The following is a 17,407-nucleotide window of genomic DNA, read 5'->3' as shown; positions in this document are numbered from 1 at the left end:
CCTCCCTCACACTGGCCCGAGAAGCACCCTGTTCAGGCCCTACACCCGTGTGTTCTGCCACTGTTTATCGAGTCGCTTGGCCGATACGGTCATCGCCGTGCCCAGTTGTTGGGCAAAGAATGAGATCCGATATTCTTCCAGCATCCAGCGGTACAGCTCCAGTTCAGGGTCCCGCACACCTTGGCGTTTCTGCTGTTCCAGCTTGGTGGCGTAGCGGGCCCATAGTGGCTCAATGGTGTGCAGGAATTCGCGCTCGCGGCCCATCTCCCTGGGCATTTTTTCCAGGCGAATCAAGGCAGCCTCGAAATACACCCCGAAGCGTTCCAGCCACTGGGATGGCGTGGCCACCAGGAAGCCCGGATAGACCAGGTGCTGAAGCTGGAATTTCAGATCTGCCATGCTCTGCGCCAGCGCCAGGTTAATTTTGCCCTTGAGCTGTTTGGCCACTTTCTGGTAACCGGCCATAGCCTGGTAAAGGCGTTCGTCGGCCTGCTCTAACGCCGGAATAAAATCCCCGCGGTGGGCATCGAACACTCGGATAAAGCTTTCTTCGTCTCTGGGCAGGGTTCCGGGCAGGAAGTGTTGCATCACCGCAGACAACAACAGATCGTCCAGCAGCACCTTCGCCTGTCCTACCGGGGCAAACATCAGCGCGGACTGTTTGAACCGGGGCAGCTTGCGCTCAAGGTCCGCGAGGGTGTTGCCAAACCGGTTGATGATCAGCCGGGCAATACCCCGGCGCATGGTGTCCTCAGCGGTTAACCGGTCCAGGCAGCGAATGGACCGTACTTGCTTGCCCAGGTCCTCAAGGGCGGGATAGACGGTTACCTGCATACCGCCTTTTTCGGTCTGCACCACCTCGGGCATATTGCCGAACTGCCAGTCACTGAATTCTTTCGGTGCTCTCGAACGATCATCGTCGCTGGTAGCCGAGGCCAGCGCCGCTTCCGCCCGACCCTCCAGCTTGGCCTGCAAATCGTCGGTATCCCGGCTCTCTGCCACCACTTTGCCTTTGTCTCCGGTTACCCGAAGGTTCATCCGCAGGTGCCGGGGCAATTCGTCCTCCGGCCAGGCTTCCGGATCAATCTGCACACCGGTCATCCGGCGCAGTTGATCCCCCAGTTTCAGGGCAAGGGGCTCGTTGCCAGGCTGAATGTTGGCGAGGGCGGCATCGACGAAATCCGGAACCGGCACAAAGTTACGGCGCAGGGATTTGGGCAACCCTTTCACCAGGGCGATGCATTTTTCTCGCAACAGCCCCGGCACCAGCCATTCCAGCCGGCGTGACGGAATCTGCTTGAGCGCCATCAACGGCACCTGCAGGGTTACCCCGTCCCGCTCGCTGGTGGGCTCGAATTCGTAACTGAGCGGGTACTTAACGCCTTCCCACTCCAGATAATCCGGATATTGCTCCGCTGCGCCTTGGTCCAGCGGGCGCTGCAAGACATCGGCCTCGGTCAGCTCCAGTTTGCGAAGTTCGTCGGCAGACAGGCCTTTCCACCAGCTTTCAAAGTGGCGACCGCTAACAATGTCTTTCGGCAGCCTCTGGTCGTAGAAGGCCACCAACACCTCGTCATCCACCAACAAGTCACGACGGCGGGTTTTCTTCTCCAGGTTCTCGACGGTATCGAGCATCTCCCGATTGCGGGCAATAAACGGAGCTTTTGAGTGGTAATCCCCCTCCACCAAGGCGCGCCGGATGAACAGATTCCGGCATTCTTCCGGGTCTACCTTGGCGTAGGGAATGCGCCGCTTGGCGACAATATCCAGTCCATACAGAGTCACCTTCTCGTAACCCATCACCTGGGCTCGTTTCTGCTCCCAGTGGGGTTCGAAAAAGTGGTGCTTTACGACATGGCCTGCAAGGGGCTCAACCCATTCCGGCTGGATAGCAGCAACCATGCGGGCGAATACCTTGCTGGTTTCCACAATTTCCGCCGCCACAATCCACTTGGGCCCGGACTTGGCCACCTTTGAACCGGGGAAAATCATCACTTTCCGATTTCGAGTGGCCAGGTATTCCCGCTTCTCTACCTTGACCGCAACGTGGCCCAGCAAACCGGCAAGAATCGCCTTGTGCATGGACTCATAGCTTGCCGGCTGCTTGTTCAGTGCCAGTTTCTGCTCCCGACAGATCAACGTCAGTTGCCGGTGAATATCCCGCCACTCGCGCATTCGCATCCAGCTCAGGAAGGTTTTCTGGCAAAGCCTCTTTAGCTGGTTCTGGGATTGCTCCTGGCGTTGCTCCTCAAACCAGTTCCAGATATTCAACAAGGTGGCAAAGTCTGACTCCTTGTCGTTGAACGGGGCGTGGGCCTGGTCGGCTGCCTGCTGTTTATCCTGGGGCCGCTCTCGCGGGTCCTGGACGCTGAGGCCGGCAATCACAATCAGGACTTCGCTCAGGCTGCCCTGCTCTGCTGCGGTCACCAGCATCCGTGCCAGGCGTGGGTCCAGTGGCAGGCGAGCCATGGTCCGGCCGAGACGGCTCACTCGGCGCTTGTCGTCGACAGCGCTCAGTTCTTCCAACAGTTTGTAGCCGTCGTTCACCTGTCGGCGATCCGGCGCTTCCAGGAAGGGGAAATTCTGGATATCGCCCAGGCCCGAGGTGGCCATTTGCAGGATGACCGAGGCCAGATTGGTTCTCAGGATTTCCGGGTCGGTATACTCGGGCCGGTTAAGAAAATCGGCTTCATCATAGAGCCGAAAACAAATACCTGGCGCCACCCGCCCGCAACGCCCCGCCCGCTGGTTGGCGCTGGCCTGGGAGATCGGCTCGATCGGCAACCGCTGAATCTTGGAGCGAACGCTGTAACGGCTGATACGGGCAACCCCGGTATCGATCACATAACGAATGCCGGGTACCGTCAGCGAGGTTTCCGCCACGTTGGTGGACAACACAAGCCGCCGGCCTTTGTGAGCCTGGAAAACGCGGTTTTGCTCCTGGTTACTGAGCCGGGAATATAACGGCAATACTTCGGTGTGTCGCAGCTCCGCATGCCGCAGCACTTTACTGAGCGCCCGTATTTCCCGCTCACCCGGCAGGAACACCAGCACATCTCCTGGGGGCTGCTTCTCCTTGCGTTCGTGCTGTTCGATCTCCTCAAGGGCTGACAGTACGCCGTCGGTCCAACCCTGGTCACGGTCATCTTCATCGCCGGTCAGGGGCCGATAGCGGACATCCACCGGAAAGGTTCGGCCACTGACTTCGATTACCGGCGCCTGGTCAAAGAATTCGCTGAAGCGATCAACCTCGATGGTGGCGGAGGTAATAATGATCTTCAGGTCCGGCCGTTTCGGTAACAGTTGCTTGAGGTACCCGAGCAGGAAATCGATATTCAGGCTGCGTTCATGGGCCTCATCGATAATCAGCGTGTCATAACGATCCAGAAAGCGGTCGTGCTGGATCTCCGCCAGCAGGATGCCATCGGTCATGACCTTGACCCGGGACGCCTCCGAGGTGTTGTCGGTAAAGCGCACCTGGTAACCGATCTGCTGGCCAACCTGTTCACCAAGCTCTTCGGCGATACGGGCGGCGACACTGCGCGCGGCGATCCGGCGCGGTTGGGTGTGGCCAATCAGCCCACGAACGCCACGGCCATGGTTCAGGCAGATTTTCGGAATCTGGGTGGTTTTACCGGAGCCGGTTTCACCGGCGATGATCACCACCTGATGATGACGAATGGCCTCGCTGATGTCGTCCACCCGATCACTGACCGGTAGTCCCGGCGGAAAACTCGCTGGGCGGTGCAGCGCCTGACGCTGGCGCACCTTCTCAAGCCCCTGTTCCAACCAGTTCGCCATCTGTTCCAGGTCTTTCTGGCCCGGCTTGCCCTTGGTTCGGCCCACTCTGCGGATAATGCGCGCCGCTTCCTGCTGGTTACAGACATCCAGCTGGCTCATAAAGGCCTTCACTGCCGCCTGAGGATCAGCAGCCGTGGGTTGGGCGTTATCGGGCGTTGTTTTGTCAGTCATTGAACGGCAACAGACTCATGGATTGATGGATGCATCACAAGGCGCCACAGTCTAGCGGGAAATCCAAACGGTAGAAACACAAAGACCCTGCCTGAGCAGGGTCTTTGTGGGAAGCAGTTCAACCTAAGGGTTGCACCATGCGCCGTTTACTTGGCGTTGGCTTCGTCCCGCAGTTCACGGCGCAGAATCTTGCCCACGTTACTCTTGGGCAGCTCGTCCCGGAACTCAAAGTGCTTGGGCACTTTGTAGGCGGTCAGGCGCTCGCGGCAGAACTCTTTGAGTTCGTTTGCGGTGACACCGTCTTTCGTGGGCACCACGTAGACCTTGACGGCCTCGCCGCTCTTGGCGTCCGGGATACCTACAGCGGCGCACTCAACCACCTTCGGATGGCTGGTTACCACGTCTTCAATCTCGTTCGGGAACACGTTGAAGCCAGAGACAATGATCATGTCTTTCTTGCGATCAACAATGCGGATGTAGCCATCTTCCTGGATCAGTGCCACGTCACCGGTTTTCAGGAAGCCATCGTCAGTGAAGGACTTCTGGGTGTCTTCCGGGCGCTGCCAGTAACCACGCATCACCTGCGGGCCTTTCACACACAGTTCCCCGGGCTCACCGATGGGTGTCTCGTTGCCGTCGTCGTCGATGGTTTTAACCACGGTGGACGGGATCGGCAGGCCGATGGTGCCGATCTGGATAGCGCTGCGGGGGTTGAAGGTAACCACCGGAGAGGTTTCAGTCATGCCGTAACCTTCACTGATTTCACAACCGGTCACCCGCTCCCACATTTTTGCGGTATCGCTGGTCAGCGCCATACCACCAGAAGCCGTCAGCTTCAGGCCGGAGAAATCCAGATCCTGGAAGTCCTCGTTGTTACATAGGGCCACGAACAGGGTGTTCAGGCCAATGAAAGCAGAGAACTTCTGCTTCTGCATTTCCTTCACGAAGCCCGGAATATCGCGCGGGTTCGGGATCAGAACGTTGTGGGCGCCGGCTTCCAGCATGATGCCGCAGTTCAGGGTAAACGAGTAGATGTGGTACAGCGGCAGCGGTGCAATCACCACTTCCTTGCCCTCTTCTACCTGGTCTTCCATCATCGGGCGCACCTGGGTCAGGTTGGCCACCAGATTAGCGTGGGTCAGCATCGCGCCCTTGGCGACACCCGTAGTGCCACCGGTGTACTGCAGTACAGCCAGGTCGTCCAGATTGATGTCAACCGGAGTGAACTTCTCACGGGCACCGGCACTGAGCACCGCCGGCAGTTTGTGGGCAGTCGGCAGGTTGTAAGACGGAACCATCTTCTTGACGTGCTTCACCACAGCGTTCATCAAGGTACGCTTGATGGGTGAATGCATATCGGCAATTTCAGTCACGATCACGTGCTCAATGCCGGTATGGGGCAGCACTTTTTCCGCGTTGTCTGCCATGTTGGCCAGCACCACCAGCGCCTTGGCACCGGAATCGTTGAACTGGTGTTCCATTTCACGGGTGGTGTACAGCGGGTTGGTGTTAACCACGATCAGGCCAGCACGCATGGCACCGAAGACAATCACCGGGTACTGGGTAATGTTGGGCATTTGCACCGCAATGCGATCACCCGGTTTGAGATCGGTTTTGTTCTGCAGCCAGGCCGCAAAATTACGGCTCTGAGTATCAAGATCCCGGTATGTCAGGGTGACGCCAACCGCAGTGAACGCAGGCTTGTCTGCAAACTTCTTAACAGCCTGTTCAAATACATCCACCATGTTTTTGTATTTCTTGAGATCTACCTCACGGGGAATGCCGGCGGGGTACTTGTCTTGATAGAACTGCTCAAAATCCATCACCATCTCCTGTCTGATTGGCGCTATTGGGGAGCAACCGGATGGGTTCAGAAACTCCCTGATTGTAATGTTTTGCCAAGGCCGAGCTGGTCAAAAAATCAACCCGACAAAAGTCTCAGCCTTAAAAAGTCCGGAGAGAATAGCAGTTTTGTTAACGATGAGGTAGTTTTCGAAGCGTTAAACGGTACAACTGTATACCCCTTTCAAACACTTCTTCCGTCACCGGAGTCTGTGATGAGCGACACCCTGGATACCCTTGAAAATATTACCTATGACGAATTGAACGAGGGCGACTCTGCCACCTTCACCCGGACACTGACCGAAGATGAGCTGGTATTGTTTGCAGCGGTGTCGGGGGATGTGAACCCGGTACACCTGGACTCCGAGTTTGCCGCGGAGTCCATGTTCAAAGAGCGCATTGCCCATGGAATGTGGAGTGGCTCTCTGATTTCTGCCGCACTGGCCACGGTCATGCCCGGACCCGGCACCATTTACCTTGAGCAGAGCCTTGCCTTCAAGCGCCCGGTCAAACTGGACGACACCCTGACCGTCACCCTCACCGTAGTACGCAAAGAACCGAAGAACCGCGTGGTACTCCAGTGCGATGTGCGCAATCAGAATGACAGCCAGGTGGTGACCGGCGAGGCGAAGGTCATCGCCCCCACCGAGAAAATCTCACTGCAAAAGCCACGCCTGCCGAAAATTACTATCGAAAGCTGAGGTCGGGTTCTGTCAACCCGGAAGGAAATCGATCGGGAACCGAACCTTCCGGGTCTCGACATTGTCTGCGCCAAAGTTGAACATCTGTACCCGCACGGCAATGCGCTGCTCCAGAGCCGGGTTGCCCAGCTCTGAGCTGACCACCTGGCATGCGGACACTGAGCCGTCCGGCTCTATCACCAGCTCCAGCGTGACCTTTCCTTCGAGCGTCGGGTCCTGTCGCAGTTCCCGCTGGTAAAGGGCATAAAGCACACTTTTCTGGGCATCGAACACCTGCCGTATATTGCTCATGGCCCGCTCACCTACCGTGGGCCTGCCCTGGGTCGCCGGGGCAACCGCTACGTCTTCCTGAGGCGCAGAGACGGCTTGCACCGTCTGCTCTGCGAGCGCTACTTCCCTGGCTGGCCCCTCACGGCTCTGGACGCCGCCACTGCCGGCTAACACCCTGGAGCGGTCGCCTTCCGGTTGCTGCACCTCTGCCTGTGCATCACCAATATTGGCGGTTCGATTCTCGGGCCGGGCTGAGGGCTCTGGCGCCTTCAGTGCCGCAAGCCGGTCTTTCATGGCAAACAAACCAGAACGTGCGGCATTTTCCCTCGCCTGTTCAGTGGTCTGCTCCGGGGGTGCCGAGCCCCTGGGTTCCGGACGGGGTTCCGGGTCGGCCACGACCGGTTCAGCTTCCGCCCGCTCGGGTTCAGGCTCCGGCGAGGGCTCTGGCTCTGGCTCTGGCACTTCAACTACAACGGGTTTTGGCGCCTCCACCAACTGCGCCAGCCGCGGCGGAATGCGCTCTGCTTCCGACCGTTCCCGTTCGGGCACCTGCAGGTTTGGAATGATGAGCGCCGGCACCAGAAACAACGCAAGCATGACTGCGAGTATCACACCGAAACGCGCGCTCTCCCATCCATCTCTGCTCCAGGGAAGGCGGGAAATTTGTGTGCCTGGCTTGCGTTCAGCCATTGCGCACCTCCCCCTCTACCGCCAGCCGGACCTGCCGGAAATCCTCGTCCACGCAGGTTTGCATGATCTTGCGCAGTAACCGGTAGTCCGTCTCTTTCCCCGCCATGATGGTGACTTCCAGTCCCTGATCTGGCACTTCCGCCCATCGGCCCCGTCGATACGCCAGCTCCTCAGACAGGCCCGCAATGTGAGTGTCCGAGGCCTCAATGCCGTCCAGCCTCGCCACTTCCCGGCCCTGAACCAGAATAGACCGGCCACTGACCTGCACGGTCAGGTTCTCCACGGCTTCTTTGTCCGCCGTCGAGGTGGGCAAAGGCACGTCTGCTGTATTCTGCATTACCTTCACATCGGAGGAATTCACCATCAGAAAGAACACGAGAATGGTGAAGATATCCATCAGCGACACCAGGTTCAGGCCACCGGCCTTATGCATCCTGCCGTAATGGCGTTGGCGCAGACGGGCGCGACGCGATGCCTTCATACGCCACCCCCGTCTGCTGCTGACGCACTCTGCGCAAGGGTACGATCTTCGCCTGCATCCATCAGGGACACATCCGGGAACAACTCAGCCTCCACCACGCTGGCGGCAACCACTGCCGGGTAAGAGCGGACTGTGTCCATAACGGTTACCAGTGTCTGATAATCCACATCCGGGCCTACTTCCAGGGTTACGTCGGTCTTTTCGGGCATACGGGCTTTGATCTGCTGAAGAAGGGCGCTGAGCCCCTGGTAGTCCTGGCCGCCATCCTTGACCGGAAGCACTTCAATCAGCCCGCGCTCACTGTCGGCCACTTCCAGGCCACCGGGAATAACAGTGACCACCAGCCGGAAATTTTCAGAGGCTGGCGCCTGCCCGGCTTCCATCCCCGGAAAATTCAGCTCTATCATGCGGATCTGCGTGAATACCATGCCCAGCAACAACACCGGTACCAGCACAATCATCAGGTTCAGAAACGCGGTAATGTCCAGATCCGCCTGAGCCGTCAGCCTGCGATGTCTGCGTCTCATATCGCCATACTCCTGTCTACACTGGCTGAAACACGAAGTGCATCAGGCGGCTACCCTGCCGGCGTCGGGATCTGACACCATATTCAACAGCTTGACCCCGGCCATCTCGAAACTGTCCACGATTTCATTGGTTCGGGTTTGCAGCAAGGCGTGGAACAACAGCAAGGGAATGGCGGATATCAGGCCAAAGGCGGTGGTGTTCATGGCTACCGAGATGCTTTCCGACAACAAGGTGGCCTTCTGGGCAGGATCGGCTGCGGCAACGGCGGTGAACGCAGCGATCAGGCCAATGATGGTACCAAGCAGGCCCAAAAGAGTGGCCACATTGGCCAGGGTTGCCAGGTACTGAGTGCGCTTTTCCAGGCGCGGCAGTACTTCCATCAAACCTTCTTCCATGGCGTATTCGATATCTTCACGGCGGCTGTTATTCAACAACCGGGAAATACCCGCCCCGAGCACCGAGGCAATGGCACTGTCGGAACTGGTTGCCGCCTTCATGGCGCGCTGGTAGTCCCGTTTTTGCAGGGCGGGCAGAATACCGCGCTCAAACGCCAGACGATTTCGCCGCCGCACCGACCCCAGATACAGAAACCGTTCAAGCGTGATCGCCAGCCCCAGCGCCAACACAATGGCAATGGGGTACATGAATGGACCGCCGTCCTGAAAAAATCGAATGATGGTATCGAGCATGCCTTTGTCTCCGTTTACTGCAGGGTCACGGTTGGCCCGGACCAGCCGCATTCACGGCTGGCTCCAGGACCAATGGGTTCAGGGATTCCCGGAACTGGCGATGATTCTCCAGTACCTGGGGGGAAAGGGGTTGGTTAAGCTCCGGCGCCTGGCTATTGAGTTCTGCCCTGGGCCGTCTGGGCAACGTCGGGTTCTGCCAGGGCAGGATGTAAAGTACCCTGGGGTCATCGTCCCCCACGCTTGCAGACAAACCGCTCACGGTCAGGGCGGAATGCTCCCGGTCTTCGGCCGTGGCCACCTGGAACAAACCACTGGCCAGCACAACCAGGCAGAGGCGAAGAAGATTCCGGCCGATGCTCATTGCAGCCTCCGCTCAAGGTCGGCAATCCAGCCGGCGACCAGCTTGTCTTCCTCACCGGTCAACGCCCTGTATCGCTGGTAATGGACCAGTGCCTTATCAAGATCCAGCAGATAAAGCTCACTGATCACCGCCAGGTTGTAATGCAGTTGGGCAACCTCCGGAGCCGCCTCCACGCCCTGTTCCAGCAGGTTGGCCGCGTCCCGGAAACGGTTTTGCTGTTTCAGCGAAAGCGCCAGGTTATTGACCGTTGTCGCGTCGCTGGGGTCCAGGGCCACCGAGGTCTGCCAGGCCTTGATGGCCCCGGGGATGTCGCCGTTCTCATGGGCGTTCACGCCCTTTATGGCCCATTCTCTCGCCTGTTCCGGTGAATGCACGGGCTGTACCGCGGCCCGCTCGGGGGCTTTGCCGGGGCCAGTAGCGCAAGCGGTCAAACCCGCCAGCACCGAGATGATCAGGGCACGTTTCGCGTAGTGAAAGCCTCTATGCACCTTCGTTCTCCTCCATGTTCCAGCTCATCCAGCGAAGTTCACGGTCGTAACGCCCCGGGTGCATCACGGCCAGCGCCTCCAGGCTCTGACCAATCCATTCATCGAAACCCTGGCTGGCAATGCGCCCGTGATTCCTGGAATGCAATTCCATTGCCCGCTCTTCCATCGGCCAGGCTTCTTCTTCCAGAAGCATCTGGTATTGCATGGCTTCCAGCTCATTGAGTTCTGCCGGTACCTCAGAAGCCATTAAATCTGCCGCCAGGGTGCGATAGAGCTCGGCCCTTCGATATAGCACCTCTGATGCCACAGTTTCTCCGGCAAAGGATTCCGCTTCGAGGAAATAGGCCTGGGCCTGCTCCATTGCCTTTTGCTTGCGTTCAAGTGCCCGCTCCAAGGGGTGTTCCAGGCGGATGGCAGCAAATTCCTGCGCCACCGAAGCGCCCAGGGCCAGGGCCGCCTTGCCGGCCCACAGCAGGGTTTCTTCTGAGTGCCACTGGCTCGCCGCCTCACGGGTGACCAGCGCTTTTTGCTGGCGCGCGGCATCAACACCGGATTCAATCAACCTCTGGCGCATGGTTTGCTGCTGCACATGGTCAGCCGCCGTATCCGGATCCGGAGCAACCGCCAGCCAATCCACATACAGGGCATTGCGCTCGGGCAACTCGCCGGCCTGGTGATAGAGCGCCGCAGCGCGTAGCTTCAACGGCCAGGGATCTTGCGCACGTTCAGAGGCAACCATCAGTTCACCGGCTGCTTTCAGAGGTTGGCGGGATTCGTGGTAGGCGTAGACCAGCTTTTCACTGACCTCTTCCGTGAGCTCATGGGCCGGGTAGTCGAGCCGGAAACGGTTCAGCTCGTTAATGGCCGTTTGCCATTCAGAAGCCTTGAGCAATGCATTACTGGCATCAAAGCGCGCCCGGATGGCAATCTCGGTATTGGGCACAACGGAATTCACACGCTGGAAATGGGCGACTGCCACGGCAGTGTCGCCACTGGCTGCCGCCCTCTCACCTTGCCGGTAGATGGCCGTCGCCAGCTGCTCACGAATCTGTTCCGGTTCGTCCGGAGTTGTGGCCAGATCAGGCGCCTTGTCCACCAGCAACAGCGCCTGTCGCCAGGCCCTCTCTTCCAGCCCGAACTCCCCGGTTCTCTGGCGTACCCGGGCGGTCACCAGCCAGGTGGCATACCGTTCTTCGGTCTTTGCCGATTCAAGAACCAGCGTCGATCGGGCATACGCCAATGCCTCATCGTAGGCACCAACCTCGTACCAGCGGTTTGCCAGGTCAGCCCTCAAACCTGAAAGCCTGGTGTCCTGCGTGAAGGTTTTGCCGAATTGTTGCTCCTCACTGGATAACTCCGCCAAGACGCCTCTGGCTGCCCCGGCAGCGCTCTCCTCGAGGGTCGATCTCAACACCTTGATAGCAGCCCAACCCGCCTCGGCCGCATCGGGGTACTGCTGCTGGCCGGCGCCGTAGGCGGCGCTGCGATAGTTCTCCAGAGCCTTGTCGCGGTTGCCGGCCTGTAACCGGGCATCGCCGGCCAGGTGCAACAGTTTGCCGGTGTCGCCGGAGTGGCCTGCAAGTACTTCATAGTAGCCAGCCGCAAGGGTCCAATCCTGTGCGGCATAATGGTAATCCCCCAGGAAGCGTGCATAGTCCCGCCAAAGAGCCTGCTGTTGGCCCTTCAACTCTTGAAACTTTGGCTGTGATTGGTATCGGGCCACATAGTCTGCCCTCGCTTCTCGAGCCTTACTGGTGTCGCCCGCCATCCGCCAGTAATCCACACTCTGAGCCAGGAAATCCGGGGCGGCTGAATGCTCGGGGTAGTTCCCGGCAAACGCCTGGTTGATGCCAACGGCCAGATCAAAACGCCCTTCAAGGGCGTGCAAATCTGCCAGCCGATCGTAAAGGAGGTGCGGCCAGGCCACTGGCTCACGGTTGCCAAGCCACGCGGCCAATGTCTCAGAATTGTTAGACCGGGCGGCCATCAAAGCCAGCACCCGAAAACTGTCTTCAATCATGTCCAGACCAGTCTGCGGCGGGTCAAGCAACGTGGCTTCGCTGGGCAGGTGTTGATCCAGCAATGCCATAAACGTCTCCGCCGACCGGTTCCAGGCCGCGGGCCCCTGCTTGAACTGGCTCCAACCCAGCATGTAACGGGCTTTCATGGCCAGGTCCTGGTGACCGTCACCTTCAATCAACTGCCGATAACCGGTCTCCGCTTTCTGGTACTCGCCGGCGTTATAGGCAGCTTCGGCAATCCGGAATCGGGCTTCCGGCACCAGAGATGAGCGAGGGTACAGGCCCACCAGCTGTTTGAGTCGTTGGATGGACTCTTCATGTTGTCCAGTCAGTGCATGGGCTTTGGCCATCTGATAGAGCAACTCGTCGAGTTTGCCGGAGAAGGATCCACGGGCCAGGATGCTCTCATAGCTGGCCAGAGCCTCTTCATAGACCGCCGACTGCTGCTCATCCGAGAAGCCAATATCCTGGCCGGAACGGTCGCGGATGTTATTGAGGCGATTCAGCGCATCAATACGGACTTCAGGTTCGTCGGACTTCTCGAACAGGTTTTGATAGCGACGAGCCACCTCTTTCGGCGAGATTGCAGGCAGGGGGCGGCTCTCAAACTTGAGAAACACCGGGCGCATATCGCCCAGTGTTTCGCCATCCCTGCCGAGCTCCACACGGAAAGATTCCTGGGCCGCTACACTCCCCCCCGGAACTGCAGATATCAGGATTACAGCGAGCGACAACCGACGCATAAAGTGACGATTCATCGGGCAGCCTCCCCGATGTTTTCCAGCGCAAGATACTCGTAGAGGTGCGCAATCTGTTGTTCGGTTTTATCCAGGGAGTGGGCCATACGCTGCTGTTCAGCAGCAACCAGGGCCAGCGCCTTTTCATCAAGGTATTCAGCAGCCCGGGCGCGGGCTTTGCTCACTCGGGTCTGCAGGCTGGATATCTCGTCCCGCAATTGCCGGGCCTCGGCAAGGTTGTCCCGCAACTGCTCTTGCCTGCCGGCTTCACGACGGGGCAAGGACGACAGACGCTGCCCACCAGACTGAAGCAAACGCTGCAGCTGCCGGAGCCGGGCGATATGATCTGCACTCAATGGGCGATCCGTAAGCTGTTCAAGTTGCCGGGTTAACGTGTCTTGCTGCTCCTGCAACGCGGCCCGTTGGCCGCCCCCACCACCATGATGGTTGTTTTCCAGGGCGCCGATAAATACGTCGAGATCATGCTTGCTGCTCTCCAGCGAGAACGCCAGATCATCAAGCCGGGCTACCCGGCCAACCGCCGCCTGCCCCTCGGCGCTCTCAAGGAAGCGAAGGAGGTAAGCCAGCCGGGGCTGGGTCAACGTTCGGCTGTCGGCAAGGAACCATTGGGTATCAGCGCCCCGTGCGTCTGCCACCAGAGCCTTGTAGGCACCTTCAGCACGGATTCGCTCTGCGAGCTTACCGAGCGTTACCCGCTCCCCTTCGTAAGCTGCGTTGGCAGCAAGCCAGGCTTCACCGGCCTGCCCCGGATAACCCGCCAGATCGTATCCACGGCCCATTCCGATCCAGGCATCGGCCACCCCGGGAAACGCCAGCGGGAATTTCTTGGCACGGTGCCAGCTCTGCATCGCCGCCCGGTGATTGCCCTTTTCGGACAAGGCAAAACCATGCAGGTACAAGGCCTGGGGGGTGTAATAGCTCTCCAGAGAGACTTTCTCAAGGAAGTCAGTGGCCTTGTCGTAATCCTGGTTGCGCACAGACAAATAGCCTGCCCGGAGATAAAGCTGATCGCGCAGATCCGCGCTACGGGCACTATCGGGGTCTTTCGCGGCCATGGCCATGGCAACCCTCAAAGACACCAGGGCCCTTGATGGATCAAGGTCATCCCGGGCAAAATCGCCCGCCAGGTTCATATAGCCCACTGCGGCCCAGTAACCGTCGTCCATGCTGGCAAGGTATTGGCCGGCACGATCCGCTTTTCCCTGCTGCCGCTGTGTTTCCGCAAGGTTCAGCAGTGCTCTTTGTCGAACCTCGCCAAATCCGGTTCGGACGACCTCCTGATACCACCGGTCAGCTTCGACCTGATTCCCTCCCGCCTCTGCCAGTCGGGCAAGCTCCAGAGCGGCTTCGGCGCGATGAACGTTGCTGTTGAACACACGCTCCAGCAACCGTTTCGCCTCGCTGGTCCGGCCACTGGCCAGCAACACTCGCGCGCTCAGGTAGTCGGCGGAATCGCCTTTGACTTGGCCAGCCAGAGGAATAGCCCGTGCGACATTACCGGTATCCAGCGCAAACCGGGTAACACCAGTGGCCAGCTCTGTCGGCACAGACTCGGATGGGCCTGCCTGAGGCACCGCCAGGGTACAAAACACCAGCAAAGCCCGGGCAGCGCAATGAACGGTGCGAACAGGTCCCGTCATGATCGGCTACTTCCATTCCTGGAACGTGACTTCCGGCTCGTAGTCCGGAGCCCGGGCATCAAGATTCATCTGCAGCCGCAAAGTACCGGGACGTTTATCAAACCGGTGAACCACCTCACGGCGGACAAAGCGCTTATTGGCAGCCCGGGCGTTGATCACCGTCTTCAGCTGGTGGTTGCCGTCAGCCATATTGCCAACGAATAGCTGCTGCACCCCACCCTGCTCCAACGACGTTCGTTCCGTGGCGCTGTATAGATGGGACGCTACGGGCTGATCGTTGATAAAGAGTTCAACAGAATCAAGATTGAGTGCCTGCCGGTTTCCCAGGGTCAGGAACACCGAGACTCGGGTATCCACCGGGTGCAGCAAGCGTTGCTCAAGGGCATGCACCGATGCCGAATGACGGGTAACGTCTGCCGTCAGGCGGTTGATTTCATCGTCCAGCGATGAAGCTGAAACAGAGCCGAATGCCAGTACGGCAATCATTCCGGATATCCAAAGCCCCTTGGTCCCTGGGACAATCCGGCAGTGTTGTGATTTTTGTTTGCCGAACATAATTTTCCTGCCGTGCGATCTCGGGCCCCGGCACAACCGGGCACCGTTACAATTCGAAATAAAGAGTAACACCCGCTAACAACCAAGAACGGTATCCAATTCACCAAATGAAACTTTCACCGGCAGTGGCGTAATAATAAGTGTCGAGTTATTTGACAGAACAAAAGGCGGGAGCGGGAAAGACCGGTCGACATGACCGAGCAAAAAAAGTAACTAATTGATAATTATAAATTAATTTCGGGTGGCCCAAGGCTTGCTACGGGGAAATCGGCGGGAGCGCCTTCTGGCAACCCCCGCTTGAATATGCCGAGCTTTGCCGATGCCCTCAACCGCATCGGCTTTTTTTATCCGCCCACCTCGATCCGAACTACTTGCTCAGGTGTTTCATGGCGGATTCAAGCCCCTCAATGGTCAGAGGGTACATATGATTATTGACCAATTGTTTGGTTATGCCCAGCGAACCACCGCTACCCCAGTAACTTTCCGGTAGCGGGTTCAGCCAAACCACCTTGCGGAAATGCTCCGACACCCGCTGGAACCAGGTAGCGCCAGCTTCTTCGTTCCAGTGCTCAATGGATCCACCCGGATGCGTTATCTCATAAGGTGCCATGGTGGCGTCCCCAACAAAAATAACCTTATAGTCCGGAGTGTACTTGTGCAGGATGTCCCAGGTGCTCAGGGTCTCATTCATGCGGCGAATATTGTTCTTCCACACACTCTCATAGATAAAATTGTGGAAATAGAAATACTCCATGTGCTTGAACTCGAGCCTGGCGGCGGAGAACAGCTCTTCACATACTTTGACGTGCGGGTCCATGGAGCCGCCGACGTCGAAGAAGATCAGAACCTTCACCGCGTTGTGCCGCTCTGGCACCATTTTCAGATCCAGGTAGCCGGCGTTGCGGGCGGTGGAACGGATGGTGTCGTCCATATCCAGTTGATCTGCCGCACCCTGTCGAGCGAATTTACGCAACCGACGCAGCGCCACCTTTATATTCCGTAGCCCCAGGGTGATGCTGTCGTCCAGATCACGGTATTCCCGTTTCTCCCAGACCTTGACGGCCCGGCCATGGCGACCGTTCTTCTGGCCAATGCGGAAGCCCTCAGGATTGTAGCCATTGGCGCCAAAGGGTGAAGTTCCGCCGGTACCGATCCATTTATTGCCACCGGCGTGGCGCTCGTTCTGCTCTTCCATGCGCTTCTTGAAAGTTTCAATCAACTCTTCAAGGCCGCCCAGAGACTCAATCTTGGCTTTTTCTTCTTCGGTGAGGTGCTTCTCGAACTCGGCCCTTAGCCAGTCATCGGGAATCAGGGCTTCGAGCAGATCATCAAGGTTCTCGATGCCTTCAAAATACGCCTTGAAGGCCCGGTCAAACTTGTCGAAGTGCCTTTCGTCTTTCACCAGGCACACCCGTGCCAGGTAATAGAACTCCTCCATGTCTGCGAACGCCAGACGCTGCTGGATAGCTTCCAGCAGGTCAAGGAACTCTCGCAGACTGGCCGGAACCTTGGCCCGGCGCACTTCGAGGAAAAAATCGATCAACATAAAGCGAAACTCTTGCCAGAGATCAGTTGCGGCGACGTGCCATAAACGCCAGCTTCTGCAGCAGGTGCACGTCCTGCTCGTTCTTCACCAGGGCACCATACAGAGGCGGCAGCGCAGAGCTGCTGTCTTTCTCCTGCAGCGCCTTGGCAGACAGCTCATCGGCCATCAGCAGTTTCAGCCAGTCAATCAGCTCGGAGGTGGACGGCTTTTTCTTCAGACCAGGCACCTTGCGGACATCAAAGAACACCTCCAGGGCATCGCGCACAACCTGTTGCTGGAGGCCCGGGAAGTGCACATCCACAATGTCTTTCATGGTGTCGTGGTCCGGGAAGCTGATGTAATGGAAGAAGCAGCGGCGCAGGAAGGCATCCGGCAGTTCTTTCTCGTTGTTACTGGTGATGACCACAATGGGGCGCTTCTTCGCTTTCACGAACTCCTGGGTTTCGTATACGAAGAACTCCATGCGGTCGAGTTCCAGCAGCAGGTCGTTCGGGAATTCAATATCGGCCTTGTCGATTTCATCGATCAGCAGCACCACCTGCTCATCGGCCTCGAAGGCTTCCCAGAGCTTACCCTTGATGATGTAGTTGCGGATGTCCTTGACCTTTTCATCGCCCAGTTGGGAATCGCGAAGGCGGGATACCGCATCATACTCGTACAGTCCCTGTTGGGCCTTGGTGGTGGATTTGATGTGCCAGGGAATCAGACGTATACCCAGGGCGGCAGCCATTTCTTCCGCCAGCAGGGTTTTTCCGGTGCCGGGCTCGCCTTTGATCAGCAACGGGCGCTGGAGCGCGATTGCTGCGTTTACAGCCATCTGCAGGTCATCGGTGGCTACGTATTTATCGGTACCGGTAAACTTCAT

14 protein-coding genes are annotated in these 17,407 nt (G+C 58.2%); 1 reads left to right on the top strand and 13 read right to left on the bottom strand.

Annotated features, from left to right (window positions below; all coding sequences use genetic code 11):
- Positions 1-39 precede the first annotated feature (39 nt).
- Both hrpA and ACNSOI_RS09405 read right to left on the bottom strand, forming a co-directional pair.
- Complete coding sequence (hrpA, locus tag ACNSOI_RS09410; RefSeq protein ID WP_420195715.1) at positions 40-3,900, bottom strand: ATP-dependent RNA helicase HrpA; 3,861 nt, start codon at positions 3,898-3,900, stop codon at positions 40-42.
- Between the two features lie 218 nt (positions 3,901-4,118).
- Entirely contained in the window at positions 4,119-5,795 is a 1,677-nt protein-coding gene (locus ACNSOI_RS09405; RefSeq protein WP_061331112.1) for a long-chain fatty acid--CoA ligase, read from the bottom strand.
- Positions 5,796-6,029: 234 nt separating this feature from the next.
- Between ACNSOI_RS09405 and ACNSOI_RS09400 the strand changes: the two genes are divergently transcribed.
- Positions 6,030-6,515, top strand: a complete 486-nt coding sequence (locus ACNSOI_RS09400; protein WP_420195664.1) for a MaoC/PaaZ C-terminal domain-containing protein — start codon at positions 6,030-6,032, stop codon at positions 6,513-6,515.
- A 12-nt stretch (positions 6,516-6,527) separates the two neighbouring features.
- Here ACNSOI_RS09400 and ACNSOI_RS09395 read toward each other — a convergent pair whose 3' ends face one another.
- The 11 genes from ACNSOI_RS09395 to ACNSOI_RS09345 form a co-directional block, all read right to left on the bottom strand.
- Positions 6,528-7,475, bottom strand: coding sequence for an AgmX/PglI C-terminal domain-containing protein (locus tag ACNSOI_RS09395; RefSeq protein WP_420195663.1), 948 nt, complete (start codon positions 7,473-7,475; stop codon positions 6,528-6,530).
- Positions 7,468-7,956 (bottom strand): ExbD/TolR family protein, encoded by a 489-nt coding sequence (locus ACNSOI_RS09390; protein ID WP_420195662.1) that lies wholly within the window; start codon positions 7,954-7,956, stop codon positions 7,468-7,470. The genes ACNSOI_RS09395 and ACNSOI_RS09390 overlap by 8 nt, the downstream gene beginning before the upstream one ends.
- The gene (locus tag ACNSOI_RS09385) at positions 7,953-8,483 is read right to left on the bottom strand and encodes an ExbD/TolR family protein (protein ID WP_061331108.1); all 531 of its coding nucleotides are present in this window, start codon (positions 8,481-8,483) and stop codon (positions 7,953-7,955) included. Before ACNSOI_RS09385 ends, ACNSOI_RS09390 begins: the two co-directional genes overlap by 4 nt.
- 42 nt (positions 8,484-8,525) lie before the next feature.
- Positions 8,526-9,173 (bottom strand): MotA/TolQ/ExbB proton channel family protein, encoded by a 648-nt coding sequence (locus ACNSOI_RS09380; RefSeq protein WP_061331107.1) that lies wholly within the window; start codon positions 9,171-9,173, stop codon positions 8,526-8,528.
- A 25-nt stretch (positions 9,174-9,198) separates the two neighbouring features.
- The gene (locus ACNSOI_RS09375) at positions 9,199-9,534 is read right to left on the bottom strand and encodes a hypothetical protein (protein ID WP_138436276.1); all 336 of its coding nucleotides are present in this window, start codon (positions 9,532-9,534) and stop codon (positions 9,199-9,201) included.
- Positions 9,531-10,022 (bottom strand): tetratricopeptide repeat protein, encoded by a 492-nt coding sequence (locus ACNSOI_RS09370; RefSeq protein WP_420195661.1) that lies wholly within the window; start codon positions 10,020-10,022, stop codon positions 9,531-9,533. Before ACNSOI_RS09370 ends, ACNSOI_RS09375 begins: the two co-directional genes overlap by 4 nt.
- A complete protein-coding gene (gene bamD, locus ACNSOI_RS09365; RefSeq protein WP_420195660.1) occupies positions 10,015-12,801 on the bottom strand; it encodes an outer membrane protein assembly factor BamD in 2,787 nt (928 codons plus the stop codon). Before bamD ends, ACNSOI_RS09370 begins: the two co-directional genes overlap by 8 nt.
- Entirely contained in the window at positions 12,798-14,441 is a 1,644-nt protein-coding gene (locus tag ACNSOI_RS09360) for a hypothetical protein (RefSeq protein WP_420195659.1), read from the bottom strand. Before ACNSOI_RS09360 ends, bamD begins: the two co-directional genes overlap by 4 nt.
- Positions 14,442-14,447: 6 nt before the next feature.
- The gene (locus ACNSOI_RS09355) at positions 14,448-14,927 is read right to left on the bottom strand and encodes an AraC family transcriptional regulator (RefSeq protein WP_106695660.1); all 480 of its coding nucleotides are present in this window, start codon (positions 14,925-14,927) and stop codon (positions 14,448-14,450) included.
- A gap of 436 nt (positions 14,928-15,363) precedes the next feature.
- A complete protein-coding gene (locus tag ACNSOI_RS09350) occupies positions 15,364-16,542 on the bottom strand; it encodes a vWA domain-containing protein (RefSeq protein WP_061331102.1) in 1,179 nt (392 codons plus the stop codon).
- Between the two features lie 22 nt (positions 16,543-16,564).
- Positions 16,565-17,407, bottom strand: coding sequence for an AAA family ATPase (locus tag ACNSOI_RS09345; RefSeq protein WP_286255383.1), 843 nt, complete (start codon positions 17,405-17,407; stop codon positions 16,565-16,567).

This window comes from Marinobacter sp. GH_1 (assembly GCF_048595985.1).
Taxonomy (GTDB): Bacteria; Pseudomonadota; Gammaproteobacteria; order Pseudomonadales; family Oleiphilaceae; genus Marinobacter; species Marinobacter shengliensis.
The sequence above is the reverse complement of the archived record's forward strand: the minus strand, read 5'-3'. Positions and strand labels throughout refer to the sequence as shown.

Bases quoted from the DNA above. Each gene is read 5' to 3' on its own strand.
- bamD (WP_420195660.1), bottom strand. From the start codon at position 12,801: ATGAATCGTCACTTTATGCGTCGGTTGTCGCTCGCTGTAATCCTGATA.
- ACNSOI_RS09375 (WP_138436276.1), bottom strand. From the start codon at position 9,534: ATGAGCATCGGCCGGAATCTTCTTCGCCTCTGCCTGGTTGTGCTGGCC.
- ACNSOI_RS09390 (WP_420195662.1), bottom strand. From the start codon at position 7,956: ATGAAGGCATCGCGTCGCGCCCGTCTGCGCCAACGCCATTACGGCAGG.
- ACNSOI_RS09380 (WP_061331107.1), bottom strand. From the start codon at position 9,173: ATGCTCGATACCATCATTCGATTTTTTCAGGACGGCGGTCCATTCATG.
- ACNSOI_RS09395 (WP_420195663.1), bottom strand. From the start codon at position 7,475: ATGGCTGAACGCAAGCCAGGCACACAAATTTCCCGCCTTCCCTGGAGC.
- ACNSOI_RS09405 (WP_061331112.1), bottom strand. From the start codon at position 5,795: ATGGATTTTGAGCAGTTCTATCAAGACAAGTACCCCGCCGGCATTCCC.
- ACNSOI_RS09400 (WP_420195664.1), top strand. From the start codon at position 6,030: ATGAGCGACACCCTGGATACCCTTGAAAATATTACCTATGACGAATTG.
- ACNSOI_RS09385 (WP_061331108.1), bottom strand. From the start codon at position 8,483: ATGAGACGCAGACATCGCAGGCTGACGGCTCAGGCGGATCTGGACATT.
- ACNSOI_RS09355 (WP_106695660.1), bottom strand. From the start codon at position 14,927: ATGATTGCCGTACTGGCATTCGGCTCTGTTTCAGCTTCATCGCTGGAC.
- ACNSOI_RS09360 (WP_420195659.1), bottom strand. From the start codon at position 14,441: ATGACGGGACCTGTTCGCACCGTTCATTGCGCTGCCCGGGCTTTGCTG.
- ACNSOI_RS09350 (WP_061331102.1), bottom strand. From the start codon at position 16,542: ATGTTGATCGATTTTTTCCTCGAAGTGCGCCGGGCCAAGGTTCCGGCC.
- ACNSOI_RS09345 (WP_286255383.1), bottom strand. From the start codon at position 17,407: ATGAAGTTTACCGGTACCGATAAATACGTAGCCACCGATGACCTGCAG.
- hrpA (WP_420195715.1), bottom strand. From the start codon at position 3,900: ATGAGCCAGCTGGATGTCTGTAACCAGCAGGAAGCGGCGCGCATTATC.